At 67.9% G+C, this 26,005-nt stretch carries 25 protein-coding genes; 18 read left to right on the top strand and 7 right to left on the bottom strand.

Annotated elements, in window-relative coordinates; all coding sequences use genetic code 11:
- Window positions 1-60 precede the first annotated feature (60 nt).
- The 7 genes from AKJ08_RS18295 (at window position 61) to AKJ08_RS02170 (ending at window position 8,635) form a co-directional block, all read left to right on the top strand.
- Window positions 61-2,310, top strand: a complete 2,250-nt coding sequence (locus tag AKJ08_RS18295; protein ID WP_082342571.1) for an Ig-like domain-containing protein — start codon at window positions 61-63, stop codon at window positions 2,308-2,310.
- A gap of 83 nt (window positions 2,311-2,393) precedes the next feature.
- Window positions 2,394-2,759 (top strand): ribonuclease H family protein, encoded by a 366-nt coding sequence (locus tag AKJ08_RS02195; protein ID WP_050724564.1) that lies wholly within the window; start codon window positions 2,394-2,396, stop codon window positions 2,757-2,759.
- A 35-nt stretch (window positions 2,760-2,794) separates the two neighbouring features.
- On the top strand, window positions 2,795-3,427 hold the full coding sequence (locus AKJ08_RS02190) for a hypothetical protein (protein WP_205624757.1): 633 nt from the start codon (window positions 2,795-2,797) through the stop codon (window positions 3,425-3,427).
- Window positions 3,428-3,573: 146 nt separating this feature from the next.
- The gene (locus AKJ08_RS02185) at window positions 3,574-3,855 is read left to right on the top strand and encodes a hypothetical protein (RefSeq protein ID WP_157370415.1); all 282 of its coding nucleotides are present in this window, start codon (window positions 3,574-3,576) and stop codon (window positions 3,853-3,855) included.
- Window positions 3,856-4,361: 506 nt separating this feature from the next.
- A complete protein-coding gene (locus AKJ08_RS19020) occupies window positions 4,362-5,399 on the top strand; it encodes a hypothetical protein (protein ID WP_157370414.1) in 1,038 nt (345 codons plus the stop codon).
- 73 nt (window positions 5,400-5,472) lie between these two features.
- Window positions 5,473-7,722, top strand: coding sequence for an Ig-like domain-containing protein (locus AKJ08_RS18290; protein ID WP_082342570.1), 2,250 nt, complete (start codon window positions 5,473-5,475; stop codon window positions 7,720-7,722).
- Window positions 7,723-7,804: 82 nt separating this feature from the next.
- Window positions 7,805-8,635, top strand: coding sequence for a ribonuclease HII (locus tag AKJ08_RS02170; RefSeq protein WP_050727399.1), 831 nt, complete (start codon window positions 7,805-7,807; stop codon window positions 8,633-8,635).
- A 15-nt stretch (window positions 8,636-8,650) separates the two neighbouring features.
- Here AKJ08_RS02170 and acs read toward each other — a convergent pair whose 3' ends face one another.
- On the bottom strand, window positions 8,651-10,621 hold the full coding sequence (acs, locus tag AKJ08_RS02165) for an acetate--CoA ligase (protein ID WP_050724559.1): 1,971 nt from the start codon (window positions 10,619-10,621) through the stop codon (window positions 8,651-8,653).
- Window positions 10,622-10,689: 68 nt separating this feature from the next.
- Window positions 10,690-11,166: a hypothetical protein gene (locus AKJ08_RS02160; RefSeq protein WP_050724558.1), complete on the bottom strand. Its 477-nt coding sequence runs from the start codon at window positions 11,164-11,166 to the stop codon at window positions 10,690-10,692.
- A gap of 149 nt (window positions 11,167-11,315) precedes the next feature.
- On the opposite strand from AKJ08_RS02160, the gene AKJ08_RS02155 reads away from it, so the two are divergent.
- Window positions 11,316-11,735, top strand: a complete 420-nt coding sequence (locus tag AKJ08_RS02155; protein WP_050727398.1) for an NUDIX domain-containing protein — start codon at window positions 11,316-11,318, stop codon at window positions 11,733-11,735.
- A gap of 65 nt (window positions 11,736-11,800) precedes the next feature.
- On the opposite strand, the gene AKJ08_RS20720 is transcribed toward AKJ08_RS02155, so the two are convergent.
- Both AKJ08_RS20720 and AKJ08_RS20715 read right to left on the bottom strand, forming a co-directional pair.
- Entirely contained in the window at window positions 11,801-13,606 is a 1,806-nt protein-coding gene (locus AKJ08_RS20720; protein ID WP_338062177.1) for a DEAD/DEAH box helicase, read from the bottom strand.
- Complete coding sequence (locus AKJ08_RS20715; RefSeq protein WP_338062176.1) at window positions 13,543-14,703, bottom strand: hypothetical protein; 1,161 nt, start codon at window positions 14,701-14,703, stop codon at window positions 13,543-13,545. The genes AKJ08_RS20720 and AKJ08_RS20715 overlap by 64 nt, the downstream gene beginning before the upstream one ends.
- A gap of 174 nt (window positions 14,704-14,877) precedes the next feature.
- Here AKJ08_RS20715 and AKJ08_RS02145 point away from each other — a divergent pair, with 174 nt between their 5' ends.
- The 3 genes from AKJ08_RS02145 to AKJ08_RS02135 are packed head-to-tail and all read left to right on the top strand — an operon-like array spanning window position 14,878 to window position 17,153.
- Window positions 14,878-15,843, top strand: coding sequence for an endonuclease/exonuclease/phosphatase family protein (locus AKJ08_RS02145; RefSeq protein ID WP_082342569.1), 966 nt, complete (start codon window positions 14,878-14,880; stop codon window positions 15,841-15,843).
- Between the two features lie 51 nt (window positions 15,844-15,894).
- Window positions 15,895-16,608, top strand: coding sequence for a uracil-DNA glycosylase family protein (locus AKJ08_RS02140; protein ID WP_050724556.1), 714 nt, complete (start codon window positions 15,895-15,897; stop codon window positions 16,606-16,608).
- Complete coding sequence (locus tag AKJ08_RS02135; protein ID WP_050724555.1) at window positions 16,605-17,153, top strand: AMMECR1 domain-containing protein; 549 nt, start codon at window positions 16,605-16,607, stop codon at window positions 17,151-17,153. Before AKJ08_RS02140 ends, AKJ08_RS02135 begins: the two co-directional genes overlap by 4 nt.
- Window positions 17,154-17,213: 60 nt before the next feature.
- Here AKJ08_RS02135 and AKJ08_RS02130 read toward each other — a convergent pair whose 3' ends face one another.
- The gene (locus tag AKJ08_RS02130; RefSeq protein WP_157370413.1) at window positions 17,214-17,903 is read right to left on the bottom strand and encodes a hypothetical protein; all 690 of its coding nucleotides are present in this window, start codon (window positions 17,901-17,903) and stop codon (window positions 17,214-17,216) included.
- A 139-nt stretch (window positions 17,904-18,042) separates the two neighbouring features.
- Here AKJ08_RS02130 and AKJ08_RS02125 point away from each other — a divergent pair, with 139 nt between their 5' ends.
- Together AKJ08_RS02125 and AKJ08_RS02120 are read left to right on the top strand one after the other, a co-directional pair.
- Window positions 18,043-18,402 (top strand): hypothetical protein, encoded by a 360-nt coding sequence (locus tag AKJ08_RS02125; protein WP_050724553.1) that lies wholly within the window; start codon window positions 18,043-18,045, stop codon window positions 18,400-18,402.
- 35 nt (window positions 18,403-18,437) lie between these two features.
- Window positions 18,438-18,929, top strand: a complete 492-nt coding sequence (locus AKJ08_RS02120) for a response regulator (RefSeq protein WP_050724552.1) — start codon at window positions 18,438-18,440, stop codon at window positions 18,927-18,929.
- Here the strand turns inward: AKJ08_RS02120 and AKJ08_RS19645 are convergent.
- The gene (locus AKJ08_RS19645) at window positions 18,822-19,403 is read right to left on the bottom strand and encodes a TlpA family protein disulfide reductase (protein ID WP_169788734.1); all 582 of its coding nucleotides are present in this window, start codon (window positions 19,401-19,403) and stop codon (window positions 18,822-18,824) included. The genes AKJ08_RS02120 and AKJ08_RS19645 overlap by 108 nt on opposite strands.
- Window positions 19,404-19,535: 132 nt before the next feature.
- Between AKJ08_RS19645 and AKJ08_RS19640 the strand changes: the two genes are divergently transcribed.
- The 3 genes from AKJ08_RS19640 to AKJ08_RS02100 all read left to right on the top strand — a co-directional run bounded on the left by AKJ08_RS19640 (window position 19,536) and on the right by AKJ08_RS02100 (window position 23,237).
- Entirely contained in the window at window positions 19,536-19,817 is a 282-nt protein-coding gene (locus AKJ08_RS19640) for a hypothetical protein (RefSeq protein ID WP_050724550.1), read from the top strand.
- A 120-nt stretch (window positions 19,818-19,937) separates the two neighbouring features.
- Window positions 19,938-21,107, top strand: a complete 1,170-nt coding sequence (locus tag AKJ08_RS02105; protein ID WP_050724549.1) for a S1C family serine protease — start codon at window positions 19,938-19,940, stop codon at window positions 21,105-21,107.
- A gap of 108 nt (window positions 21,108-21,215) precedes the next feature.
- Window positions 21,216-23,237, top strand: coding sequence for a Na+/H+ antiporter NhaC family protein (locus AKJ08_RS02100; RefSeq protein WP_050724548.1), 2,022 nt, complete (start codon window positions 21,216-21,218; stop codon window positions 23,235-23,237).
- Window positions 23,238-23,431: 194 nt separating this feature from the next.
- Here the strand turns inward: AKJ08_RS02100 and AKJ08_RS02095 are convergent, their stop codons facing one another.
- Window positions 23,432-24,157, bottom strand: a complete 726-nt coding sequence (locus AKJ08_RS02095) for an RNA methyltransferase (protein WP_050724547.1) — start codon at window positions 24,155-24,157, stop codon at window positions 23,432-23,434.
- A gap of 27 nt (window positions 24,158-24,184) precedes the next feature.
- Here AKJ08_RS02095 and AKJ08_RS02090 point away from each other — a divergent pair, with 27 nt between their 5' ends.
- Together AKJ08_RS02090 and AKJ08_RS02085 are read left to right on the top strand one after the other, a co-directional pair.
- On the top strand, window positions 24,185-24,889 hold the full coding sequence (locus AKJ08_RS02090) for an endonuclease/exonuclease/phosphatase family protein (protein ID WP_169788733.1): 705 nt from the start codon (window positions 24,185-24,187) through the stop codon (window positions 24,887-24,889).
- An 86-nt stretch (window positions 24,890-24,975) separates the two neighbouring features.
- A complete protein-coding gene (locus AKJ08_RS02085; RefSeq protein ID WP_050724545.1) occupies window positions 24,976-25,935 on the top strand; it encodes a phosphoribosylaminoimidazolesuccinocarboxamide synthase in 960 nt (319 codons plus the stop codon).
- Window positions 25,936-26,005: the final 70 nt, after the last annotated feature.

Genomic DNA, 26,005 nt, shown 5'->3' with positions numbered 1-26,005 from the left:
GGTTCTACCCGAACCGCGGCCACCTGATCCGCGAACAGGGCTACGGGAGGAGAGAAAACGATGGCACGGCCTATCGCCACGCCCACCAGACTGCTGATGGTGGGTACCCTTGCGTTTTGCTTGGCGTGCGGAGCATCGCTTCCCGTCACCCCTCCAGTTGAAGTTGAACCCGAAGTCGCCGCATCGATCAGAGTTGAGCCTCAGTCCATCCGACTGCACCCAGGAGAAGTTGCTCAGCTTCGAGCGACCGCTTGGTCCGAGTCTGGGTTGCAAGTCGCGGTCGAAGGACTCGAGTGGTCGTCGAGCTCGAGCGATGTCGCGGCGGTCTCGTCCGACGGCCTCGTCGAAGCGATCTCGCCTGGCGAGGTCGTCGTCTCGGTCCGCGCCGATGGCATCGAGGGGACGAGCCAGATCCTGGTCCTTCCGATCGACGAGGTCGAGAAGGTGGCTCGCATCACGATCGAGCCAGATTCCCTCGCCCTACTCGTACATCAAGGCAGACGCCTGCAGGCCACGGTTCTAGGCGAACACGGAAACGTCCTCGAGGATCGCGAGGTCGAATGGACTTCGGATACACCCGAGGTCGCAACCGTTTCAAGCGACGGACTCGTTGCGGCGAAGGCGATCGGCCGGGCCAACGTCACGGCCACCTCGGACGGAGTCAGTAGCTCGATTCAGGTCGAAGTGACGCCGCCGCCCGCGGCATCCATTCGAATCGAGGGCGCTCCAGGCGAGCTCTTCATCGGAGAAGGCGCCCAACTCGTGGCTCGGGTAACCGACGCATGGGGAGCCCCGATCGTCGACACTTCCGTGACGTGGGAGGCCAGCCCGCCAGAGCTCATCGCTCTCTCGATGACGGGAATGGTCACAGGACGCCAGGCAGGAGTTGTAACGGTGTTCGCGCGTGTCGAAGCGCTCGAAGCTTTGGTGCGCATTCGAATCTCCGGCCATTCGACTTCGCTCGAGCTGAAACCCAATCCCCTGAACGTAGATCTGGGGGATAAAGACCGGCTTCGAGCCACCGTGCTGGACGAGAACGGAGCTCCGATGGAGGTCGGCGAGGCGACTTTCCACTCCAGCGATCCGGAGATCGCGGCCGTCCTCGACGACGGCACCGTCTTTGGACGAAAGGTGGGGACGACGAGCATCTCGGCCACCGTTGGTCCGCTGGAAACACACGTCCAAGTCCATGTGGTAATCCCGCGAATGTCGAAGCTGTTCGTCGGAGGAAATACCGCAGGCGGTCTCACGGCAGACGGACGCGCGTACTTCTGGCGGGCCCCTCTACCCACTCCAGACGGTCAAGAGCCTCAACCCCAAACCGCCGTGCCATTTCTGGCCCCCGATCGCTTCGAGTCGCTGAGCTTCAGTGACTCACATGCATGCGGGATCACGACTTCCGGAGAGACCATTTGCACCGGCGACAACGATTGGGGCCAGCTGGGCAATGGAACCAGGGACCTATCGCTCGACGCTGTATCGCTTGGCTTTCGGTTTATTTCGGTTTCCGCAGGATATGGCTACACCTGTGCGTTGGATCCCGTCGGCGGGGCATTCTGTTGGGGAAATAACCTGCGCGGACAGCTCGGAATCAAGCCTCCCGACCCCGTCTTGGAGCCTACGCCCGTCCAGACTGAGCTCCTCTTTCACCAAATTTCGACCTCGCCTTCACGAGTGGGAGGAACGACCTGCGGCATTGCACTGGACGAGCGGACCTACTGTTGGGGAAGGGAGCTCGGTGACCCGGTGGACGAAGGTCCTCCGCCGAGCTCGAGTGCACTCACCGAAGTCCAGAGTGGCGAAACGTTCGTCGAGATCTCCGCCTCGACTGGCGGAGCGATCGGCTCGTTGGGGCACGCCTGTGCGCTGACCAGCGAGGGCGATGGATACTGCTGGGGCTCGAACATTACCGGGCAGCTTGGAAACGGCACGAGCGAGACGTCCTCCGTTCCCATTCCTGTCGAAGGCGGACACGTGTTCACCCGCGTCAAAACGGCCGTTTCGCTCGGATCGCTCGGATTCTCCTGCGGGTTGGCTGAAGATGCTCGGGCTTGGTGCTGGGGCTCCAATGCCTTCGCGCAGCTCGGCAAAGAAGCATGCCCCCACGGGAACGATATCTTCCTCTGCTACGAGTCGACTCCAATCCTGCTTTCAGAACAGCTCCGATTCGTCGATATCGGCTTGGGATCCCAAAGCGGCTGTGGCCTCGACTACGAGGGAAGAGTCTACTGCTGGGGATACGGCGCAGTGGGGAGGAGATCACAGGGCTATCCACTGGAGGTTCCGACGCAGATTGCCGGGCAAGAATGAGGCCGAGGCTGAAACCTGGACGGCCTGTGATGTAGAATGCGGCGCCATGCGCCCGGCTCCGCTCCGTGGCGCGAATCGTAGCCATGCCAAGCCATCGCCGTCCTCTCGCAGACCTCAAGCGCCGCTACCTGGACGAAGGCCTCCCCCTGACCGCAGCGGCGGAGGAGGAGCTCAGGTGCGATCCGCGGGCGGGGGCGCGGACGATCCTCCAGTCGATCGAGAGGCGCCGCGCAGAGGCCCGCGCAGAGGGCCAGCGGCTCCGCACGATGCTGCGCTACGAGCGCGCGCTCTGGTCCGAGGGGATCCAGAGGGTCGCCGGCGTGGACGAGGCCGGGATGAGCCCGCTCGCAGGCCCGGTGGTGGCGGCGGCGGTGATCCTGCCCGAGGGCTGCCGGATCCCGGGCGTGGACGACTCCAAGAAGCTCGACGCCTCGACGCGCGGGCGCTGACCGCGCTCCCCTCGAGCCACGGCGACGTGGTCCCGGTGAGCGAGGTTGCGGGCCGGCCGATCTACCAGGCCTACATCGGCTCGTCGGCGAACCCCGGCTGTCGCGACCTCTCGGTGCCGGTGCTCCTCAAGGTGGGGGACGACCTCACCACCGACGAGATCCTCCCTGCCGGCACCCCCGTCCTCCCCTATCGGAGCAACATCCCCAAGATCAGCGAGTTCGCCTTCGACCAGGTCGATCCCACCTACGCGGCTCGCGCAATGAAGGTGCGGGACGACGGCGGCCACGTCGTGATCGGCGGAAGCAACTACGGCCAGGGCTCGAGCCGCGAGCACGCCGCGCTGGCGCCGCGCTACCTCGGCCTCCGCGCGGTGATCGCCAAGAGCTTCGCCCGCATCCACTCGCAGAACCTGGTGAACTTCGGCATCGCGCCCCTCACCTTCGTCGATCCGGGCGACTACGAGGCGGTCTCCAAGGGCGACACCCTCTCGATCGACCTCGACGGCCTCGAGAGCGGCAAGCACCTCCAGGCCCGTGCGGACGGCCGCTCCTTCTTCGTGACCCACTCCCTCTCGCCGAGACAGGTCGACATCCTGCGAAACGGCGGCCTGATCAACTGGATGAAGGAGCGTCTCGGCCCCGGCGCGGGCCAAAAGGTCGAGCGCTGAACCCCGTCCGGGTCGCTCCCTATGATCTCGCTTGAACGTGTGGGTCGGTGTGGTAGTTAGCCCTCCAAGGTTTTTCCGGGGGGAACACCGTGATCGTCGAATCGCTTGCGCGCCGCGCCGCGTGCAACGCTCCATCCGTTCTCGAAGTGCGTGACGCGCTCGTCACCTGGTTCGCGCAGCATGGCGAGGCCCAGGTCCGCAAGGGCATGCGGTTCACCGCGCCCAACGCCAGCAAGGCCGAGGTCCAGCGGATGGTCCAGCTCAAGGCCCGCAGCTTCTTCCACGGGCTCTCGTCCACCTACGATCAGCCGAGCTGGGAGGATCTGCGCCGGGTCAAGGCGAGGATGATCTCCTATCTCCGCCCGGCTGACGGCCCGCAGGTGCTGGAGCGCGAGAGCCATATGTGGGACGGCCTGCTCGTCGCCTGACCATGGCATGAAGCTGGCTCCGGAACCGCAGCGGCTCGACGAAGGTCAGGGACATTCGTACCAGTCCGATTGAGTGCCCTCGTAGATGTCCGTTTGGTTTGGCCCGATCCAACCTGGCCCAGGCGCTCGTTCGCCGGCTGGACTCTCCCGATCGAGCTCCGAGAAACGACCGATCAGCGTAATCCAGTAGCTCACGACCAGCGTCCCATCGAGGAGCTCGTGGAGCAGTGTGAGGAGCGCATCCGCTCATTGGAGGCGTGCTGAAGGCTGCGCCGTGCTTTCACGCGCGCTCGCTATTCTCCGGCACTGCCGTGATGAAGGCTGAACACCTACAACCCCCATTGACCCGGACATTTCCAGCGCTCCCTACATATAGAATCGACGAGTTTGACAAGACCTGGAGCGACAGCTAGGGTTCGATGTGAATGCCCACGCCAGCCCGGAACGAAGTAGGGGGCGGCTGGCGACGGCCTTCACACACGGGGGATTCAATGAAAACTTGTATCATGAAGCTGGTCGTGCTGGCTGTCTGCTTCGTCGCGGCGGGAGCTCACGCTACGCCGCCGCTTCCTGTCACGGGCTGTGTGGAGCAGGATCTGAGTACCGAATGGGAATCCACCCGCGGAAAATGGGGCGGAGTGGCTGTGGCGCAGGTCGTCGACGACAACGGCGTCCCCATCAACAATCTCGCGTTCAATCGGTTCGCCGACGAGCGAACGTCGGTCGGGCCTCATGATCGCGACCCGACCTTCGTCGGAGTGCCAGGGGGTTCACTGGGGTTCGCTCTTCACGCATGGAGGCTGATCTACACCGTGAAGACCGATTCGCAGGCCTACCCATACAAAGTCATTTCCATGAGCGTTGCGAATCAAAGCGAGATTGTTTTGGCAGAATATTCGCCAACTACTGAACTCTCCGCTCCCTCCTTTCATTCGGGCAACGCAGTCTGGTCGGCGAACGCCAAAGTGAAACTGTACCGGTTCAGCAATTCAACCCTCACCGACTTTTCTGTTGGAACAAATCCGAGCATTCGTAGCGGATTGGTTGCGTACGAACTCGACGGCACGATTGGCTTTCGGTCTCTACTCGGGCTGAACGGCGATTTTGGCAGCCCGGAGGACGGAGAGAGATTCCAGACCCCCAACGTAGGCAGCGACCTCGTCGCTTACGAGAAGATCACCAGCATCGGCGAATCGCTTATCGCCTATCGGTCGGTCCTCGACCCAACGTCGGAAGAGCTCGTCTCGGGCCCCTGTCTTTCACACCACAAGCCGAGGCTCAACGCGACCGGCAGATTCGTGCTCTATAGCGGGGACTCGTGCCCCGCCGAAGATGGAATCGACCCCATCTATCTCACCGATCTTGTGACGGGGCTTACCTATCTCGTCGCCTCGGTCGACGAGGTGAACAGAGGCAACGGGGTATATTCGTACGATATCGACCAGGATAGCTTCGCCTATCTCGAGACCTATGACGATCATTCCGATCCCTTGCATCCCGCCTCGAAAGCGAGGATCCATCACTGCAAAGTTGCTCTACGGTAACGACCATGGCCGCGGTTCTTCTCGAACCACGACCACGTGATCCGCAAACGGGGCTACGGGAGGAGAGATAACGATGGCACCGCGTATCGCCACGCTCGCCAGACTGCTGATGATGGGAACCCACGCGCTTTGCTGGGCGTGCGGAACACCGCCTCCCGTCAACCCTCCGGTCGAAGTTGAACCCGAAGTCGCCGCATCGATCAGAGTTGAGCCTGAGTCCATTCGCCTTCACCCCGGAGAGACAGCTGAGCTTCACGCGACCGCTTGGTCGGATGCAGGCAAGCAGGTTGCGGTCGAGCGCTTCGATTGGTCGTCGAGCTCGACCGCAACCGCGACGGTCTCGGCGGAGGGCCTCGTCGAAGCGATCTCGCCTGGCGAGGTCGTCGTTTCTGTCCGCGCCGATGGCATCGAGGGTACGAGCCAGATCGTGGTCCTTCCGATTGACGACGGCGAGAGGGTGGCTCGCATCGAGATCGAGCCAGATTCCCTCGCCCTTCTCGTACATCAAGGCAAACGTCTACACGCCACGGTTCTGAGCGAACACGGAACCGTCCTCGAGGATCGCAAGGTCGAGTGGACTTCGGATACACCCGAGGTTGCTACGGTTTCGAGAGACGGACTCGTTACGGCGAAGGCGATCGGCCGGGCCAACGTAACGGCCACCTCGGATGGAGTCAGTAGCTCGGTACAAATCGAGGTGACCTCGCCTCCCGCGGCATCCATTCGCATCGAGGGAGCTCCAGGCGAGCTCTTCATCGGAGAAGAGGCCCAGCTCGTCGCTCGAGTGAACGACGCGTGGGGCGCTCCGATCGTGGACCCCTCGGTGACATGGGAGGCCAAACCACCGGAGCTCATCACTCTCTCACCGACAGGATCGGTAGCGGGACGCCAAGCAGGAGTGGTGACGGTGTACGCTCGCGTCGAAGCGCTCGAGGCTTCAGTTCGCATTCGAATCTCCGGCCATTCGACCTCGCTCGAACTGACGCCAAATCCCCTGATCGTGGACCTCGGGTATCACGATCGGCTTCGAGCGACCATGCGAGACGAGAACGGAGACCCGATGGAGGTAGGCGAGCCTGCTTTCAGTTCGAGCGATCCGGAGATCGCCGCCGTCTTGGACGACGGGACCGTCGTGGGCAAGAAGGCGGGGACGACGACCATCTCGGCCACGGTTGGTCCCTTGGAAACTCACGCGCAAGTTCGTGTGGTAATCCCTCGATTGGCGAAGCTGTTCGTCGGAGGAAATACCGCAGGTGGTCTCACGGTTGACGGACGCGCGTACTATTGGCGGGCCCCTCTACCCACTCGAGAAGGTCAAGAGCCTCAACCCCAAACCGCCGTGCCGTTTCTGGACCTCTATCGCTTCGAATCGCTGAGCTTCAGTGACTCACATGCATGCGGAATCACGACATCCGGGGAGACCATTTGCACCGGCGACAACGATTGGGGCCAGCTGGGAAATGGAACCACCGACCTACCGCTCGACGCTGTATCGCTCGGCTTTCGGTTTATTTCGGTTTCCGCAGGATATGGCTACACCTGTGCGTTGGACCCCGTCAGCAGAGCGTTCTGTTGGGGATTTAACCTGCGCGGACAGCTCGGAATCAAGTCTCCCGAGGTCGTACTGATTCCAACTCCGGTCGAGACCGATTTGCTCTTCCACCAGCCTTCGACCTCGCCTACACGAGTGGGTGGAACGACTTGCGGCATTGCACTGGACGAGCGGACCTACTGTTGGGGAAGGGAGCTCCGTGACCCGGTGGAGGAAGGTCCGCCGCCGAGCTCGAGCGCGCTCGCCGAAGTAGAAGGTGGAAACACGTTCGTCGAGATCTCCGCCTCGACGGGCGGATATGTCGGCTCGTTGGGACACGCCTGCGCGCTGACCCGTGAGGGAGAGGGATACTGCTGGGGCTCGAACCTCACCGGGCAGCTTGGAACTGGCTCGAACGGGACTTCCTCCGTTCCAGTGCCGATCGAAGGGGGACACGTATTCACCCGCATTAGAACGGCCGTTTCGCCCTCATCGCTCGGATTCTCCTGCGGGTTGGCTGAAGATGGTCGGGCTTGGTGCTGGGGCTCCAATGCCTTCTCGCAGCTCGGCAAAGAAGCGTGCCCCCGTGGGAACGATATCTTCCTCTGCTACGAGGCGACTCCAATCCTGCTTTCAGGACAGCTCCGGTTCGTCGATATCGGCTTGGGATCCGAAGGCGGCTGTGGCCTCGACTACGAGGGAAGGGTCTACTGCTGGGGATACGGCGCAGTGGGGAGGAGATCACAGGGCTATCCACTGGAGGTTCCGACGCAGATTGCCGGGCAAGAGTAAGGCCGAGGCTGAACCTGGACGGCCTGTGATGTAGAATGCGGCGCCGTGCGCCCGGCTCCGCTCCGTGGCGCGAATCGTCGCCATGCCAAGCCATCGCCGTCCTCTCGCAGAGCTCAAGCGCCGATACCTGGACGAAGGCCTCCCCCTGACCGCAGCGGCGGAGGAGGAGCTCAGGAGCGATCCCCGAGCGGGGGCGCGATCGATCCTCCAGTCGATCGAGAGGCGCCGCACCGAGGCCCGCGCAGAGGGCCAGCGGCTCCGCACGATGCTGCGCTACGAGCGCGCGCTCTGGTCCGAAGGGTTCCAGCGGGTCGCCGGCGTGGACGAGGCCGGGATGAGCCCCCTCGCCGGCCCGGTGGTGGCGGCGGCGGTGATCCTGCCCGAAGGCTGCCGGATCCCGGGCGTGGACGACTCCAAGAAGCTCGACGCCTCGACGCGCGAGCGTCTTGCGGACGAGATTCGGAAGCGCGCCGTCGCCTGGGGGATCGGCGCGGTGGAGCCGGAGGAGATCGACCGGATCAACATCTACCGCGCCGGGCTCCTGGCGATGTTCCGCGCGGTTCGGGCGCTCGGCGCGGTACCCGAGGCCCTGCTCGTCGACGCGCGTCGGATCCCCGAGCTTCCCATGCGGCAGGAGGCGATCGTGAAGGGAGATGCGAAGAGCCTCTCGATCGCCGCGGCCTCCATCCTCGCCAAGACGGATCGAGACGCTCGGATGGTGGTGCTCGACCGCACGTTCCCCGGCTACGGCTTCGCGAAGCACAAGGGCTATCCGGTGGCCGAGCACGTGCGGGCTCTCGAGAAGCTCGGAGTCTCGCCCGTGCACCGGCGCTCGTTCGCGCCGGTCCGCAAGGTCCTGGGCCTGGAGCCCGACCAGGGCGTCCTCTTCGGGGCCGCCCGCCGGTCGTCCTGAGGCAACGGGAGCCCGCTACTCCTCGTCGCCCTCGTGGAGCGACGCGAGCACGCCGATGTCTTCGAGGGTGCTCATGTCTCCCTGCGCCTCCCGTCCGGCGGCGAGGTCGCGCAGGAAGCGGCGCATGATCTTGCCGGAGCGGGTCTTCGGGAGCGCGTCGGCGAAGCGGATCTGGTCCGGTCTGGCGATGGCGCCGATCTCGCGGCTGACGTGGGCTCGGAGGGAGTCGGCCACCACCGGCGAGGGGGCCACGCCTTGCCGCAGCGTGACGAAGGCGACGATCGCCGTCCCCTTGACCGGATCGGGCGTCCCGACCACTGCGGCCTCGGCGACGTCGTCGGCGGCCACGAGCGCGCTCTCGATCTCCATGGTGCCGAGGCGATGGCCGGCGACGTTGATGACGTCGTCGACGCGGCCCATGATCCAGAAGTAGCCGTCCTCGTCCTGCCGAGCTCCATCACCCGTGGTGTACCAGCCTGGATACTGGGAGAAGTAGCTCTTCAGGAAGCGCTCGCGGTCGCCGTAGAGGGTCCGGGACATCCAGGGCCAAGGCTCGTCGATCACGAGGTAGCCGCCCTTCCCCGCCGGCACGTCTTTGCCGCCCTCATCGACGATCCGGGCGGAGATCCCCGGGAGCGGCAGCGTGGCGGAGCCGGGCTTCGTGGGCGTGGCGCCGGGGAGCGGGGCGATCATCGCGGCCCCCGTCTCGGTCTGCCACCAGGTGTCGACGACCGGGCAGCGGTTCTTCCCGATCACCTCGCGGTACCACATCCAGGCTTCGGGGTTGATCGGCTCACCCACGGAGCCCAGGAGCCGGAGCGAGGAGAGGTCGTGCTTCTCGGGCCACGAAGTGCCCAGCCGCAGGAAGGTCCGGATCGCGGTGGGCGCTGTGTAGAAGGCGGTCACGTGGTGCTTCTCGATGATCCTCCAGAAGCGGTCGGGCGCCGGCGAGAGGGGCGCGCCCTCGTACATCACCACGGTGGCCCCGAGGGCGAGGGGGCCGTAGACCGCGTAGGTGTGGCCCGTGACCCAGCCGACGTCGGCGGTGCACCACCAGGTGTCCTCGTCCTTGAGATCGAAGACCCACCGGGAGGTCAGCGCCGCGCCGAGGAGGAAGCCGGCCGTGCCGTGGACCACGCCCTTGGGCTTTCCGGTGGAGCCCGAGGTGTAGAGCACGAAGAGCGGGTGCTCCGACCAGACGGGCTCCGCCTTGCAGACGTCGGGCTGTTCCGCCACGAGATCCTGCCAGAAGAGGTCCCGCCCCTCGCTCATGGAGACCGTCGCGTTCGCGCGCCGGGCCACGACGACCTTGCGCACGCACGGCGCACCCTTCAGGGCCTCGTCCACGGCGCTCTTCAGCTTGACGACGTTTCCCTTCCGGAAGAAGCCGTCCGCCGTGACCACCACCTTGGCGCCCGTGTCGTTGATGCGATCGCGCAGGGCCTCGGCGGAGAAGCCGGCGAAGACCACCGTGTGGGTCGCCCCGATGCGCGCGCAGGCGAGCATGGCGATCGCCGCCTCGGGGATCATCGGCAGGTAGAGGCAGACGCGGTCGCCCTTCTCGACCCCCAGGCTGCGGAGGCCGTTGGCGAACCGGCCCACCTCGCGAGCGAGCTCGTTATAGGTGAGGACCCTCTCGTCGCCGGGCTCCCCCTCCCAGATGATCGCGGCCTTGTTCCGCCGCCACGTGGACAGGTGCCGATCGATGCAGGTCTCGGTGGCGTTCAGCTCGCCGTCGACGAACCAGCGCGCGTCGGGGAGCTTGCCCTCCAGTGCCTTGGTGAAGGGCCGCCTCCACACGAGCAATTCCTGCGCGAGCTTGCCGAAGAACGCGCCGCGATCGGACCGGGCCTCGTCGGAGAGGCGCCGCCAGATGTCGAGATCGCCGATCCAGGCGCTCTCCGAGAAGCTCTTCGGCGGCGGAAAGACCCGCTCCTCCTGGAGCACCGAGTCGAACGACGTTTCCGAACCCTGGGTCTTCGCCATGCCCACCGCCTTTCGGGAAATGCGTCGACCCTATGTCCTTCCGGGCCGTGCGGGCAACCGGGCCACCTCTACTTGAAGGCGATGTAGGTGAAGCTCGAGACGCAGGAAGCCGGGCACTCCAGAGGGGCTTCGACCTGGCGGTCGTAGGTGAAGAGGAACGTTCCCGAAAACGTGCGATCGTTCAGTAGGTTCCCTTCGATGTCGATATGGGTGAACACCAGGCAAGAGAGGCCGTTCACCTCCGCGGTCACCTCGAACGACGAAGAGACCAGGAAGTGATCCCGATCCGGATCCTGGGGAAAGACGCCGACCAAGAAGCGCTGGTCCATCTTCGCCCGGAAGGCGGGGTCGTCGAGCTCGATGGTGACGGTACGGCCCCTCTTGGTCAGCTTCCCCGTGAAGACGTCGGGGATCGGGGGCTCGAAGTCGCAGAACTGCTGGATCAGCTCCCGGCGCTCGAAGACGTAGTTGCCGGACTCGATCGCGTAGTTGCACGCCGTGGAGAGGAGCAGCGAAAGCAGGCAAACGGCGAGCGGGAGGCGCACCCGTCCAAGCTAGCGATGGCCCGTCGAAGCGGCAGCATCCAGCTGCCATGGCCTCGATGCGATTGGACATCGCGCAGGGTCCCATGCCGACCGATCCCGCCGGGCTCCGGCGCTTGCTCCACCGATCCCGCCGTGCCAACGTCGCCCGGATGAGCGCGTATCGGAATCCCCTGCCCACCGTCGATTGCTTCATCGAGCTCGAGGACGGCCGGATCGTGCTCGTCCGCCGCAAGAACCCTCCCCACGGGTGGGCCCTGCCGGGTGGCTTCGTCGACGAAGGCGAACGCCTCGATCTCGCGGCCCGCCGGGAAGCCCTGGAGGAGACCGGCCTCGAGGTGGAGCTCCTCGAGCAGTTCTTCACCTACAGCGATCCCGCCCGCGATCCCCGGAAGCACACGATCTCCACGGTCTTCCTCGCCCGCGCATCAGGGGAGCCGAAGGGGGGCGACGACGCCGCCGAGGCCCGGGCCTTCGATCCCGACTCGCTCCCGGAGCTCGTCTTCGACCACGGCGAGATCGTCCGCGACGTGCTCCGCTACCGCCGCACGGGTGAGCGCCGCAGGCTCTGAGACTCGACGGACCCGCGCGCTCGAATGCACGGACGCATTCGCGGCGCGCGGACCTCCACCGTGCGCTACGCGAGGAGCTCGAGGAGCTCATCCCTCGTGATCCCGCCGGCGGTCGTGCCGCCGCCGAGGGCCGCCTCCGCCAGGGCCCGCTTGCGCTCCTGCAGCGCGAGGATCCGCTCCTCCACCGTGTCCTCCGCCACGAGGCGGTGGACGAAGACCGGCCGCTCTTGGCCGATGCGGTGGGCGCGGTCGGCGGCCTGATCCTCGGCGGCGGGGTTCCACCACGGGTCGAGGAGGAAGACGTGATCTGCCGCGGTGAGGTTGAGTCCCGTTCCACCCGCCTTGAGCGATAGCAGCATCACCGGCGGACCGTCCTCGGCCTGGAACTCCGAGACCACCGCGCTGCGATCGGCGGTGGCGCCGTCCAGGCGGTTGAAACGGATCCCGGCCTGCCGCAAGCGCGGCTCGACCTTGTCGAGGAGCGAGGTCCACTGGGAGAAGACCAGCGCCTTGTGGCCGTCGGCGACGGCCTGCTCGAGCTGCTCGGCGAGGAGCTCCAGCTTGGACGAGCCCTCCGCCTGCTGCCCGGGCACGAGCGCCGAATGGCAGGCGGCCTGGCGCAGCCGCAGCAGCGCCTCGAGCGCGGCGAGGACGTTCCCGCCAGCCGAGAGCCGCTCCACCACATCGCTCATCGCGGCGGCGCGAACGGCGTCGTAGACCTTCCGCTCCTCTTCACTGAGCGTGCAATGAAGCACCACTTCCGTGCGGGGCGGCAGCTCCGGCGCCACCTCCCGCTTGAGGCGCCGAAGGACGAAGGGCTTGATCCGTCCGCGCAGGTGCGCCGCGGCGCCGGGCTGCCCGTCGGCGATCGCCTTGGCGTAGCGATCCTGGAAGTCCTTCCGGCCGCCGAGGAAGCCGGGGTTGAGGAAGTGGAGCTGGCTCCAGAGCTCCTCGAGGCGGTTCTCGACCGGCGTACCCGAGAGGCAGATCCGGAAGTCCGCCTGGAGCTTGCAGGCGGCCACGGCGAGCTGGCTGTCGGGGTTCTTGATCGCCTGCGCCTCGTCGAGCACCACGGTGCGCCACCGCTTCGCCACGAGGGCATCCGTGTCGAGCCGCAGGATCGCGTAGGTAGTGAGCACCACGTCGTCCTTCGGATCGAGGCGGCGCTGGGGGCCGTGGTAGACGCCCACGCGCAGCCCGGGGCGGAAGCGGGCGAGCTCGGCCTTCCAGTTGTGGAGCACGCTGGTGGGCGCCACCACGAGGCTGCCGGGCTCCAGCACGCAGCTCGCCTGCAGCGTCTTTCCGAGGCCCATGTCATCGGCGAGGAGCGCGCCGAGACCCGCCTGTCGCAGGAACGAGAGCCAGGCGACGCCCTGGTGCTGATAGATGCGCAGGCTGGCGCGAAGGTCGCCGGGGAGCACGGGCTCGGGGAGGCCGTCGAACTCCTCGAGGAGGGGCCGCAGCTTCGCGAGGGCGGGCGGCGGCGGGAGATCGAGCTCCTCGCAGAGCCGCCCCAGGTCGGGGAGCGCGGAAGCGGGGAGCTCGTCGCGCTCGCCTCGCGCCGCGAGGAGATCCGCGACGCGCCGGCCGAAGCGCTCAAGCCAGCCCGCTGGCAGGGGCGCTACGCCGCCACCCAGCAGGGGCACGAGGGATTCACCCTGGCGCCAGGCCCGCAGGACCGCCGCCGGGTTCGCCGAGCTCCCTTCGTCTCCGCCCGCGCGGAAGGAAATGTCAAAGTTTCCATCACCAACGGTGAACAGCGCCTCGAGGGGCGGCGCGAGGGCGAAGGCCGCCGCGCCGGGGCCGCTCACCTCGGCGTCGAAGGCGCCCATCCTGCGGGCGAAGGCCACCGCCTCATCTCCGCGAAACACGACGCGCTTGCCGGCGGAGAGGGAGAGCCCCTGCTGCAGGATCCGAGCGAGGCGCTCCTCCGCTGCCGAGTCGCGCAGCGGCAGCGGGCCCTCCCCACCGAGATCAGACGATCGCCGGCGACCCTCGCGCACACGGGCTCGCCATAGACGATCGAGGGCAGGATGGAGAGCGCGTCGCCCTCCTGCTCCGTCTGGAGCTGGAGACGCGGACGGAGGCGCACCACCTCCGGGAGCTTCCGCGTCCGGACGTCAACCGGGATCCTCTTGCGCAGCGACGGGAGAACCTCGGAGACGAGCTCGTGGATCCGATCGGGTCCGAAGGAGAGGCCCCTGCGCAGGTCGTCGAGCTCCCGCCCGGTGAGCGGCGGATCCGCCACCACCTTCAAGGTGTCGCCGCAGCGGGCGACCCCGTTGGCGAAGATCTCGACGATGGCGGGATCCTGCTCGATCGAGAGCCGGAAGCCGTCGGCCTGATCCTCCACCTTTCCGCGAACGCCCGCGCGCTCCCGCGAGAGCCGAATCGTCTCGCTGTCGAGGCGCACGTCGGCGGCGTCGTCGAGCTTGTCGAAGACGGGACCGAGCACCTCCCGCGAGAACCAGCCGTGGCGCTTGCTGCCCAGCGCCACGTCCACCTCGAGGTCCGCGGCGGTCGGCATCAGCGGCGGACCGGCGATGCGCCCGGAGGTGAGGGCGGAGAGCGTGGTCTGGAGCGGCTCCTCGCGCCCGCCTCGGACGAGGACGCGGTCGAGCACCAGGCCGGCGGAAGAGCGCTGGAAGCGGTAGCCCACGGTGGCCGCCTCGATCTTGGCGACCGGCAGGCTCGCGCCCGCCTTCCGGGCCTGCCGCAGGGCGATCGCCGCGGCGGCCACGTGGACGCAGACGGCGTCGCGCCCCGTGCAGTCGCAGGACCACTCCGTCCCCTCGATGTCCAGGACCACGGTGCGGCTCACCGGCTCGTTGGCGGAGGACACGCGGCACGTGACCTGCTTGGGGGAGGCTCTTTCCCCCAGCACGCTCCCCGATCGGGCGAGCTCCACGCCCCTCGACCAGGTGGCGGCCGAACATTCTTCCCGGATTGCTTCGAAGAGTTCCTGCATGGTCTCGTTCTCTCCTCCCCGCCTCGGGGAGGGCAAGAAGCAAAACCCGCCTCGACGGAGAAAGCGTCCCCCTCCGGTGGCGGTCTGTCGGTCCTGCGTTAGATTCGTCTCGAGCGTCTCCGGCCGCGCGACGATCCCGTGTCACGACCGCCGGGAGGCGCGTCGCGGGTATCCATGACGAGTCCACTTCGAATCGTCAGCTACAACGTCCGCTACTTCGGCCACGCGGTCCGCGGCCTCGCGAGCACGCGCGCCGGGAAGCGGGAGATCGCCAAGGCCATCGCTGGCCTCGATCCCGTGCCGGACGCGATCTGCCTCCAGGAGGTCGAGACCAGCTCGGTGCGGAGCAACCTCGGCAGGCCCCGGCTCCACCCCCAGGAGACCCAGCTCGAGTCGTTCATGTCGAACCTGCGGCAGGCCTACGCCCTCCGCGGCATGGAGCTGCCGTTCGAGGCCTTGTACTTCCGGGCGCACAACTACCGCCTGGGGGAGATCTCGCTCTACACCACGGGCCTCGCCGTTCTCGTGAACAAGCGGACCCTGCGAATCGAGCAGCACAACGCCGAGGCGCCGCAGGGGATCACGCACTACCAGGTGGCCGCCTGGAAGGACCGCAAGCAGAGCCGGATCTGCGCGCACATCCGGCTGGAGGACGCGGCGGGCCGCGGCTTCCACCTCTTCAACACCCACCTCAGCCTGCCCAGCCCCTTCGCCCGGGAGTACTGGTCCGTGAAGCTGAAGATGGGCTACGGCGTGAACCAGCTCGCCGAGGCCAACCGGCTCGTCGACTTCGTCCGGGAGAAGGCGGGCGACGAGCCCTTCCTCATCTGCGGCGACTTCAACTCGCTCCCCGGCTCACCCGTCTTCCGCTTCCTCTGCGAGCATGCCGGCTTCGTAGCGCCCCAGCTCGAGCTCGGGCAGATCGACCTCGAGCATCCCCGGAGGTTCCCGACCGCTGGTTTCATGAAGCTGCGGATGCACCTCGACCACCTCTTCTCGGATCGACGGATCCACTGGCTCGACCTCGACGGCACACTCCCGTTCGGAGAGGGGCCGTTCCAGGGCCTCTCCGACCACACGCCGCTGATCGGGCGGTTCGAGATCCGCCCGGAGAGCGGCCTGGCCGTGCCGGCGTCGTAGAACCCTAGATGCACTCCCCTCCCCGGCGGAAAATCGCGTACCTTGCCGCCGATGTCCGCCCGGAGCTCCACCGACAGACTGATCGATGCCCTGCGCCCCTTGCGCTTCGGCCCCCCGGTCACCCACGTCTACGACCCGCTCGAATACGCGCGGGCGGCGTTCGACGAATACGTGGATCGGTACGGACGCGGGACGCGCGAGATCCTCCTCCTCGGGATGAACCCCGGCCCCTTCGGGATGGCCCAGACCGGCGTGCCCTTCGGCGAAGTCCACCACGTCCGCACCTGGCTCGGGATCGAGGGCGAGGTCGGCAGGCCTTCGGAGGAGAATCCCAACCGGCCGATCCAGGGCTTCGCGTGCCATCGCTCGGAGGTGAGCGGCGCGCGGGTCTGGGGCTGGGCCAAGGAGACCTTCGGCACGCCGGAGCGCTTCTTCGCGCGCTTCTTCGTGATCAACTACTGCCCGCTGGTCTTCATGGAGGCCTCCGGCCGCAACGTCACCCCGGACAAGCTGCCTCGAGCCGAGCGCGAGCCGCTCTTCGCCGTCTGCGACGAGGCCCTGCGCGAGACGGTGGAGAGGATGCGCCCCCGCTGGGTGATCGGGATCGGCGGCTTCGCCGAGGACCGTGCCCGGGAGGCCCTCGCCGGCCTCGAGGTGAAAGTCGGGCGGATCCTCCACCCGAGCCCCGCCAGCCCCAAGGCCAACCAGGGGTGGGCCGGGATCGTCACCCGTGAGCTCGCCGAGCTCGGGATCGAGTTGCCATGACGGAAGAGAAGATCCTCGCCGAGCTCTGCTCGCGATCCCGCACCTACCTCGAGGCGCTCGTGAACGGCGCGGCGCCCGAGCTTCCCACCGCCGACCTCGCCCCGATCGAGGGTGCCGCCGGCCTCTTCGTGATCGTTCGGGAGCGAGGGAGCGGCGAGGTCCGAGGCGCGGTGGGAACCACCAACCTGACAGGCGCTCCCGACGATCTGCTCCCGGCGCTGATCCGCGACGCGGCGACCGACGATCCCCGCAACCCGCCCGTGCGCGCGGATGAGCTCGCCGACGTGGACCTGGAGCTCTGGCTCCTCATGGGACCGCCGCGCCCGATCCGCGAGGTCGAGGAGATCGATCCCCGCGTGGATGCGCTGCGGATCGCACAGGGAATTCGCACCGCGACGCTCCTTCCGGACGTGGCCCTCGCCAAGGAGTGGAGCGCCCAGACCTGCCTCGCCTACGCCTGCAGAAAAGCCGGGCTTCCCGCCGGCGCCTGGCGCCGACAGGAAACCCGGGTGGAGGCCCTGCGCACGATCCACGCGACCTGCTGACGCAGCGTGGCTCGAGGTCCCGGCGGGCCGCCATCGGCGGCCCGGTTCGGACCCTTCGAATCAACCCGCGGGAGGCGTCGCCGGCTTCGAGGCCTGCAGCTTCGCGCGCTCGTCGTTCCACTTCTTCCGCGCCGAGGCCGCCGCCTGCTGATCGTTCGCGAGCTGCGCCTCGAGCTTGGACTCGTTGGCCTTCCGCGACGAGATCGCCGCCTCGAACTCGGCGGGCCTCATGTTCTTCACCCGCGTGTCGCCGTTCTGTGCGAGCACCTGATACTCGGCCTGGTTGACCTCGGCCTGCTTCGTCGCCACCCGCGCCTTGGCGAGGTCGTTCTTGGTGGAGGCGGTCTTCACGTTGGCGTCCGCCAGATCGACCTTGGCGTCGGCGACCTTCTTCGCCTCCTTCGCCTGGTCGAGAACGGCGTGGGACCTCTTGAGCCGGGACCCCTCGCCCGTGTCCTTCGCGGCCCTCACCTCGGCCTCGGCAGCGGCCACCCGTGAGTCGGCGGTGTCGCGCTCCGCCCTCGCGACGTCGGCCTGGTTCTTGGCGTCGGTCAGCGCGGCCGAGGCGCGGTTGTGCTCGTCCATCGCCGAGCGCATCGATGACCGGGACTCCTCCACGGGAGCCATCCGGGCGGGGGGAACCCTGGCCAACCACTCTTCTTTGATCGTCGGCCCCTCGTGGGCGTGCATGCACCCGGCGAGCAGCGCCGCGGACCCGATCGTCGCACCCAATGCCGCCAGTCTCTTCATGCGCAATCCTCCCTCGGACAAGCGTGGCATGGGCGACACCGTCCGGCATCCCTCCATTTCGGGGGGCGCCGACCCCCTGGCCCGGGGGCCGCGGGGTGAAGACCGTCCTCGGAGAGAAGCGAACTCGGGAAGGGCGACGATGGGCCGTCACTATCCGGATCTGCACAGCGATCCCGTCGAGCAGCACGGCTATTACTACTCGAAGAAGTTCAACAAGCTCGCCCGCCTGAAGGTGGGCGACCGGCTGCCGCGCCACATGGGGCCCTGGGAGTTCATCGCGAGCGACGACGCCGGCTCGTCGTCCCAGGTCCTGCAGAAGCTCCGGCACCTCCATCCAACCCTCGACCCGTACCGGCTCACCTTCTCGACCGCGACGCCGATCGACCTCGGTCACATGGCCCGCACGCGGCGTGCCCGCCTGGTCGGCTACGGGATCATCGCCGCCGGGGCCGCTGGCCTGGGGCTCTTCTTCGCGCGGCGACGGATCTTTGCATCCTAATCGACAAAACCGACGCATTCGCTTAATGTAGGCCGATGTCGCACTGGAAAATCGTGATCGCGGACGACGACGACGCCGTCCGACGCCTCCTGGCGCTCGCCATCGGGTCGTTCGGTCACGAGATCGTCGAGGCGCGGGACGGCCTCGAAGCCGTCGAGCGCGTGCTCGCGCATCAGCCCGACGCCGTCTTCCTCGACGTGCTCATGCCGCGGATGAACGGACTCGAGGCCCTCTCGAGGCTGAGGGAGCAGGGCTACGGCGGAAAGATCGTCGTGATCTCGGCTCTCGCAGGCTCGCAGAGCCCGGAGCTGGAGACGGACATCCCTCCCGACGCGATCCTCGCCAAGCCCTTCCGGCGGCGCGACGTCGGCGATTGCCTCGTCCGGCTCGCTGCCAGCGTGCCCTCGGCGGAGGAACCTTCAGCCTCCCTGGTCGGCAACCCGGGTCAGGAGGTCGCGGAGCTCGTCCTCGGGCATGCTGCCGAGGTGGGCCGCAGCGACGCGGCCGTCCCGGCCGAGGACCACTAGGGTCGGTAGCGCCCGCACCGAGAAGGCCCCGGCGGCCACACCGTCGTCGAGGGCGACCTTCAGCCCGGCGAGGTCATGGCGGTCGAGGAAGCGGCGGACGAGGGCCGCCCGCCTCTCCGGCTCGAGGTCGTCGCGGTTCACCGCCACCGTCACCACCCCCTTGGCTTCGAGCTCGCGTCCCACCTTGTCGAGGATCGGCATCGACTCGACGCAGGGCGGGCACCAGGTGGCCCAGAAGTCGAGGGCGACCACCTTCCCTCGTGCCTCCTCTAGGGCGAGCGTCGAGCCGTCCAGCATCGACAGCCGGAGCTCCCGTGGCTCGCCGCCGATCGAGGGGAGCCCGTCGACTCCGCGCGTCGCGATCCGCACGAGGAGCACGGCCGCAACGGCCACGAACGCGAGGAGCAGGGCGCGGCTCCGCCAATTGGGCTTCTGGCGGTGGGGGGATTCCGGGAGGGTCTCTGGGGCTTCCATGGCGTCGTTCGGTCTCGAAGGGCGATCGATCACGAGCGGGCGGCTCGATCGGGTCGACCCGCGCCGTTGATCACAGCCGAGGCGAGCCGGGAAGCTCGACGGACCGCCCGGACGCGTGCACCATCGCCAGCCATGTGGGGTCTGGTCAAGTTCGCCTTTCTCGTCCTGGTCGCCATCGCGGTGGGGCTCGCCGCCGTCAGCCTCCCCATCGAAGGGAAGACGGCGGCAGAGCACGTTCGCGCGCTCCTCGGCCAGGGGTCGTCCGAGTCGCCGAAGGCCGATCGGCAGAAGGCGCCCCCTGCCCGGGCCTCCGCCGCGCCCATCCCCGCCTCGGCCAACCGGCCGCCTGCCGAGGCCCCCTCCGACGACGATCGCAAAGCACTCGATCGTCTGATCGGTGATCGCATCCGTTGAGGTTCCAGGGGCGTCCCTGCAGGTGATCGCGGAGCCGCCGAGCATGCAAGCCCTACCCCCTCGATGGCGCTCCTGTGCCTTTCGTGCCCACCTTTTTCGAAGGTGCACGGGAGGTGGGGCATGGGGCGATTCGGGCGAACCGGTCTGCTGGTGGCTGCGGCGCTCCTTCTGGGAGCGCCCGTCCCCTCCAGGACCGAGCCACCGCGGCGGATCTGGACCGAGATCGGGGCGAGGGCGAAAGAGGCGGGCCCGGCAGCGCATGGCCTCCCGAACCTCTCGCAGATCGTGAAACAGGCGTCGCCGGCGGTCGTGTCGATCGTGGTCGAGGAGAAGCGCAACCGACGCCTCTCCCCTCTCGATCCCCTCCACGACTTCTTCGAGAAGAACTCGTCGGAGGAGCCGAACGAAGGACTCGGCACCGGCTTCATCATCGATTCCACGGGCTTGATCCTCACCAACGCCCACGTGATCGAGAACGCCAGCCGCATCCGGGTGGTGCTGGATGACGAGGGCTTTCCCCACGAGCTCGAGGCGACGGTCGTGGGGGCCGACTCGGCCACGGACCTCGCCCTGCTGCGGGTGAGCGCCAACCATCCGCTCCCGGTGCTCCCCCTGGGCGACTCCGACGCCGTCGAGATCGCCGACTGGGTGGTGGCGATCGGCAATCCCTTCGGCCTGACGCAGACCGTCACCTTCGGAATCGTCAGCCAGAAGGGCCGCACCGACGTGACCCCCCAAGGGCGCCACGGCTACTTCGACTTCATCCAGACCGACGCCTCGATCAACCCCGGCAACAGCGGCGGCCCCCTGATCAACCTCCAGGGCGAGGTGGTGGCGATCAACAACGCGGTCAACGCCTCGGGCCAGGGCATCGGCTTCGCCGTGCCGATCAACATGGCCAAGAAGGTGATCCCCCAGCTCGCCGCCACCGGCAAGGTGACCCGTGCCTGGATCGGCCTGTCGATCCGCGACGTCCCGTGGGACCTGGCGCAGTCGCTCGGACTCCACCAGCCCGGCGGTGTGGTGATCAGCAAGGTGACGGCCGGGAGCCCCGCCGCGGAGGCCGGCCTGGAAGACGGCGACGTGATCCTCCGCTTCGAGAACCGCCCGATCCGCAGCGCGCCCGCCCTCCGCTGGGAGGTGGCTTGCAGCAAGATCGGCAGCAAGGTCCCGCTCCAGGTGCTGCGCAAGGGCAAGACCATCCAGCTCGCCGTGACGCTCCGCGAGCTCCCGGACGAGGCCCGCACCCTCGGCGTCCCGGCCGATCCGACCGGCAACCCGGGGGGCTGATCGGTCGCCGGCTCGCCAGACGTGCAGCTCTATGCGGGAGATTCGCAGCGTCTGGCGAGCGGAGCGGTATGGAGCGCCCCCACCGGGGCGTGCTAGATCTGCCGCACGATGAAACGCCCCTCCGTCCGCGACCTCATTCGCTGGTCGATCGCCGCCGCCGTCCTCGCCCTCTCCTTCTTCGCCCTGCCCCAGCTCGATCCGCAGGCGAGGAACGCGACCATCGCCGCCTCCGTGGACCGGAGCGTCGCAGCGCTCACCGAGCGCCTGCCGAAGGAGCGCCCCGACCTGGAGCTCCCGGTCGACGTGGCCCTCTACTTCGACGGCGCGGAGGCCAAGGCGGCGGAGTCCATCCTCCGCGCCAGCGTGGGCCGCTCTCCCGTGCTCCGGGTGCGGGGCAACGGGAAGACGCTGCGCTTCCTCCTCAAGGTGGACGAGGCAGGCGTGGCGAAGACGGGCCTGGCCTTCGACGAGGGCTCCGTCGGCCCGATCGACGTGGTCCAGACCCACGCGCCGATCCGCCCCTGGTCGGTGCTGCCGCCGCTGGTCGCGATCGTCCTCGCGTTCGCGACGGGTCGGCTCGTCCTCTCGCTCCTCTCGTCGATCCTCCTCGGCGCGGCCCTCGCGGTGGGCCTCGACCCTTGGGGCATGGTGGTGAGGACCGCCGTCGGCTACGGCTGGGAGGCCACGTTCTCCCAGGGTGAGAAGATCTGGATCTTCGTGTTCACCACCGCCCTGGTCGGCCTCGTCGGCCTCGCCACGAAGGCCGGCGGGATCCAAGGGGTGGTCGACCGGATCACGCGGGTGGCGAAGGGGCCGCGCTCGGCGCAGTTCGTCACCTACCTGCTCGGCGTCGCCATCTTCTTCGACGACTACGCGAACACCATCCTCGTCGGCAACACGATGAGGCCGCTCACGGATCGCATGCGGGTGTCGCGGGAGAAGCTCGCCTACCTGGTGGACTCGACCAGCGCGCCGGTCGCCGGCATCGCCGTGATCTCCACCTGGATCGGCTACGAGGTCGGGCTGCTGGGCGAGCTGTCCAAGAGCCTGGGCCTCGGCATGGACGGCTACGGCCTCTTCTTCCAGGCGCTGCCCTACCGTTTCTACTGCATGTTCACGCTGGTCTTCATCGCGATCCTCGTGCTCTCGAAGCGCGACTTCGGGCCGATGCTCGAGGCGGAGCGCCGCGCAGCGAGGACCGGGATGCTGATCCGGCCCGGCGCGAAGCCTCTCTCCTCGCCCGGCGTCCAGGGCAACCGGGCGAAGGACGGGATCCCCCGGCTCGCCCACATCGCGCTCCTCCCGATCGGCGCGCTCCTCGCCGGCGTGCTCTTCGGCCTGCTCTGGGACGGCGGTGGGCTCGCAGAGGTCGCCGCTAACCCTGCGGCCCTCTTCTCCGTCACCACCTGGCGCCACGCCTTCGGCGACGCGTCCTCGTCCAAGGTCCTGGGCATCGCCTCGCTCGGATCGTCGCTGCTCCTATTCGGCCTGGTGTTCGGGCGTCGGCTCCTCGGAGTGAAGGAGGCCTTCGCCGCCTACCTCCAGGGCGCCCGCTCGATGTGGCTCGCGCTCGCGATCCTCACGCTGGCCTGGGGGATCAAGGCGGTCTGCGACGACCTCGGCACGAGCCACTTCCTCGTGGCCGGCCTCCAGGACGTGGTCCACCCGCGCGCCCTCCCGCTCCTCGTCTTCTTCCTCGCCGCCCTGATCGCCTTCGCCACCGGGACGAGCTGGGGGACGATGGGGATCCTCATCCCCACCGCGGCGCCGCTGGCCTACCACCTCGCCGGACCGGAGGGGATGTTCCTCGCCCTCGCGGCGGTGCTCGACGGCGCGATCTACGGCGACCACGTCTCCCCGATCAGCGACACCACCGTGATGTCGTCGATCGCCTCGGGCTCGGACCACCTGGATCACGTCCGCACGCAGCTCCCCTACGCCACGGTCGCGTTGGTGGCCGCGGCGCTCTTCGGCTACGTCTGGAACGCGATGGGCTGGGGCTACGGGATCGGCTGGATCCTCGGGCCGGGCAGCATGGCCGCGGTGATCCTGCTCATCGGGAAGAACCCGTGGGCCGGCCTCGAGCCCGCAGCCGCTCCGGCCTCCGTCGAGGCGCCTCCGGCGGTCTGACGGCCTCGCCGCTCCCGCCGGCCAAGGCGGGAGCCGGGCGGAGCCGAAGGCGGAGCAGACGAAAAAAAGAGCGTTTCCGCGCACGCGGAGCCGAAGGCGGAGCCACGCAAAAGCGCGACCGCGGGAACCGCGGCTGAAGAAGTCGGGCCCGCTTCAGGCGGGACAGACTTCTTCACACGCTCTGAGGCGTGCCGCTACTCCGAGCGGCGCGGCGTCGGCACCACGGTTCGCTGCACCTGCTTCGCCGCGGCCGTGAGGAGCTCGACCTCGCGCTTGGTCGGCTCGCCGCGGACGAGGAGCCGGCGCAGCTCGCCGAGGATCTTGTCGGGCTGCTGGGGGTTGAGGAAGCCCGCGCCGAGGAGCGCTTCGCGAGTAGACGCTACGAGGCGGTCGACCTCCTCCCTCGTCGCCGCCACGGCCAGCTCGCGTGGCGGCCGCGGCAGCTTCAGGCCCTGCCGGAGCTCGTAGGCCAGGATCGCCGCCGCCTGGGCGAGGTTGATCGACGGCTGCTCCAGCGAGGTGTCGATCCGGCAGATCGCGTCGCAGCGCTCGAGATCCTCGTCCGTGAGGCCGTGGTTCTCGCTGCCGAGCACCACGCAGATCGAGGCCCCGGCCGCCATACGGCGAGCGGCCTCCTCTCCCAGCTCCCGCGGCGAGATCGCGGGGCGGCGGCGGATCTTGCGGCTGGTGGTGCCGCAGACCCAGGCGTACGGGCCGATCGCCTCGTCGAGGGTCAGCGCCATGTAGGCCTTCTCTAGCACGTGCTCGGCCTTCACCGCGCTGCGCGGATCGAAGTGCCACGTGGCGGGATCCGCGATCGCCAGGCGAGAGAAGCCGAAGTTGACCAACGCACGGGCGACGCCGCCCACGTTGTCCGCCAACCGCGGCTTGTACAGCACGAAGCCCACTTCCTCGCCCATGTCGCTATCCTGTTTCCGATGATCCGGGTGGCGACGTACAACATCCTCCATGCGAGCCTCAAGGGGCTCGACGCGATCGCCTCGGTCCTCGCCGGGATCGACGCCGATCTGATCGGCCTCCAGGAGGTCGATCAGGGCGTCGAACGCTCGGGCGGTGCCTGGCAGGCCGCCGAGCTCGCGGACCGCCTCGGCTTCCACCACACCTTCGCGGCCGCCTGCCCGTGGGAGAGCGGACTCTACGGGGTCGCCGTCCTCTCGCGGTTTCCCATCCTCGGGCGGGAGACGACGGCCCTGCCCTCCCGCGCCATCCTCCCGTTGGGCGATGGCGCCGAGCCGCGGATTCTCGTCGAGGCGGAGATCGAGCTACCGGCGGGACTGGTGGACGGAGCGACGGCGCTCACCTTCGCGGTGACCCACCTCGGCCTCGATCCCACCGAACGGAGGCTCCAGGCGGACGCCATCGCGAGCCGGCTCCATCGGAGGCCCCGGACGCTCCTCTGCGGCGACTTCAACGAGGGGCGCACCGAGCCCGCCTACGCGAAGCTCTCCGCCTCCCTGACCGATTGCGTTGCCGACGCCGGGGGCGGGCTGGTACGAAGCTATCCGTCCCATCGGCCGACGATCGGCATCGATCACGTCCTTCGCAGCGGCGACCTGCCCCCGGCCTCACGGGCGTGGGCGGTGCCGACCGAAGCGTCGGACCATCTTCCCGTCGTCGTCGACCTCGGGTAGAAACGCTGCGGCACTGCCGTATCTGCTCTCTGCAGACCCCATCGACGATCGTCGCGGCCGAGGCCGGCGGCGCGTCAGGTATTCACATGGTTTCCGATTCCCTCCTCAGCCAGCAGCTCGATCAGACCCTCGTCGGCACGAACCTCCCCCTCCCAGGCCGCTACCAGGGCAAGGTCCGCGACACCTACGACCTCGGCGACCAGATCCTCATCGTCGCCACCGATCGCCTCTCTGCCTTCGACGTGGAGCTCACCTCGCTGCCGTTCAAGGGGCAGATCCTCAACCAGATCGCCTCGTTCTGGTTCGAGGCCACCAAGGACGTCGCGCCCAACCACGTGATCTCCCAGCCGGATCCGACCGCGCTCCTCGCACGCAAGTGCAAGGCGCTCCCGGTGGAGGTGGTGGTCCGCGGCTACATCACGGGCTCGCTCTGGCGCGACTACCTCGAGGGCAAGGCCGGTGTGTACGGCATCGACTTCCCGAAGGACCTCAAGAAGGACCAGGCCTTCGACCACGCCATCATCACTCCGTCGACCAAGGCGCCGGTGGGCGAGCACGACGAGCCCATCTCCTGCGACGAGGTGGTGACGCGTGGCCTCGTTCCGGCGGATCTGTGGGAGGAGGTGCAGAAGCGCGCCCTCGCCCTCTTCGCCCGCGGGCAGGAGCTCGCGCTCGAGCAGGGGCTCATCCTCGTCGACACCAAGTACGAGTTCGGCCTCTTCGGCGACGAGCTCCTGGTGATCGACGAGATCCACACCCCCGACTCCTCGCGGTTCTGGGAGGCCTCCGAGTACGAGGAGCGCTTCGCCGCCGGCAAGGAGCAGCGGATGCTCGACAAGGAGAACCTCCGCCAGTGGCTCATCCAGGAGCGGGGCTTCAAGGGCCAGGGGCCCGCGCCCGAGATCCCCGCTGACGTCCGCGTGGACCTCGCTCGCAAGTACGTGATGAACTTCGAGCGCCTCACCGGCAAGCCCTTCGAGCCCGCGGTCGGCGATCCGAAGGCGCGCCTCGAGCAGAACCTGCGCGCGGTGGGCATCCTTCGCTAATCATGGCGAGGCGGCGAATCGGGAAGGCCTGGTTGCTCGTCGCAGCTTTGATGCTGCCGGGCTGCGCGTC

The organism is Vulgatibacter incomptus (assembly GCF_001263175.1).
Lineage (GTDB): Bacteria > Myxococcota > Myxococcia > Myxococcales > Vulgatibacteraceae > Vulgatibacter > Vulgatibacter incomptus.
This window is presented reverse-complemented; position numbering and strand designations above follow the sequence as displayed.

Bases quoted from the DNA above. Each gene is read 5' to 3' on its own strand.
- AKJ08_RS19645 (WP_169788734.1), bottom strand. From the start codon at position 19,403: ATGGAAGCCCCAGAGACCCTCCCGGAATCCCCCCACCGCCAGAAGCCC.
- acs (WP_050724559.1), bottom strand. From the start codon at position 10,621: ATGGCGAAGACCCAGGGTTCGGAAACGTCGTTCGACTCGGTGCTCCAG.
- AKJ08_RS02155 (WP_050727398.1), top strand. From the start codon at position 11,316: ATGAGCGCGTATCGGAATCCCCTGCCCACCGTCGATTGCTTCATCGAG.
- AKJ08_RS02085 (WP_050724545.1), top strand. From the start codon at position 24,976: ATGGTTTCCGATTCCCTCCTCAGCCAGCAGCTCGATCAGACCCTCGTC.
- AKJ08_RS02130 (WP_157370413.1), bottom strand. From the start codon at position 17,903: ATGAAGAGACTGGCGGCATTGGGTGCGACGATCGGGTCCGCGGCGCTG.
- AKJ08_RS02105 (WP_050724549.1), top strand. From the start codon at position 19,938: ATGGGGCGATTCGGGCGAACCGGTCTGCTGGTGGCTGCGGCGCTCCTT.
- AKJ08_RS02195 (WP_050724564.1), top strand. From the start codon at position 2,394: ATGCCAAGCCATCGCCGTCCTCTCGCAGACCTCAAGCGCCGCTACCTG.
- AKJ08_RS19020 (WP_157370414.1), top strand. From the start codon at position 4,362: ATGAAGCTGGTCGTGCTGGCTGTCTGCTTCGTCGCGGCGGGAGCTCAC.
- AKJ08_RS02100 (WP_050724548.1), top strand. From the start codon at position 21,216: ATGAAACGCCCCTCCGTCCGCGACCTCATTCGCTGGTCGATCGCCGCC.
- AKJ08_RS02145 (WP_082342569.1), top strand. From the start codon at position 14,878: ATGACGAGTCCACTTCGAATCGTCAGCTACAACGTCCGCTACTTCGGC.
- AKJ08_RS02170 (WP_050727399.1), top strand. From the start codon at position 7,805: ATGCCAAGCCATCGCCGTCCTCTCGCAGAGCTCAAGCGCCGATACCTG.
- AKJ08_RS20715 (WP_338062176.1), bottom strand. From the start codon at position 14,703: ATGCAGGAACTCTTCGAAGCAATCCGGGAAGAATGTTCGGCCGCCACC.
- AKJ08_RS02135 (WP_050724555.1), top strand. From the start codon at position 16,605: ATGACGGAAGAGAAGATCCTCGCCGAGCTCTGCTCGCGATCCCGCACC.
- AKJ08_RS18290 (WP_082342570.1), top strand. From the start codon at position 5,473: ATGGCACCGCGTATCGCCACGCTCGCCAGACTGCTGATGATGGGAACC.
- AKJ08_RS02120 (WP_050724552.1), top strand. From the start codon at position 18,438: ATGTCGCACTGGAAAATCGTGATCGCGGACGACGACGACGCCGTCCGA.
- AKJ08_RS19640 (WP_050724550.1), top strand. From the start codon at position 19,536: ATGTGGGGTCTGGTCAAGTTCGCCTTTCTCGTCCTGGTCGCCATCGCG.
- AKJ08_RS02095 (WP_050724547.1), bottom strand. From the start codon at position 24,157: ATGGGCGAGGAAGTGGGCTTCGTGCTGTACAAGCCGCGGTTGGCGGAC.
- AKJ08_RS02125 (WP_050724553.1), top strand. From the start codon at position 18,043: ATGGGCCGTCACTATCCGGATCTGCACAGCGATCCCGTCGAGCAGCAC.
- AKJ08_RS02140 (WP_050724556.1), top strand. From the start codon at position 15,895: ATGTCCGCCCGGAGCTCCACCGACAGACTGATCGATGCCCTGCGCCCC.
- AKJ08_RS18295 (WP_082342571.1), top strand. From the start codon at position 61: ATGGCACGGCCTATCGCCACGCCCACCAGACTGCTGATGGTGGGTACC.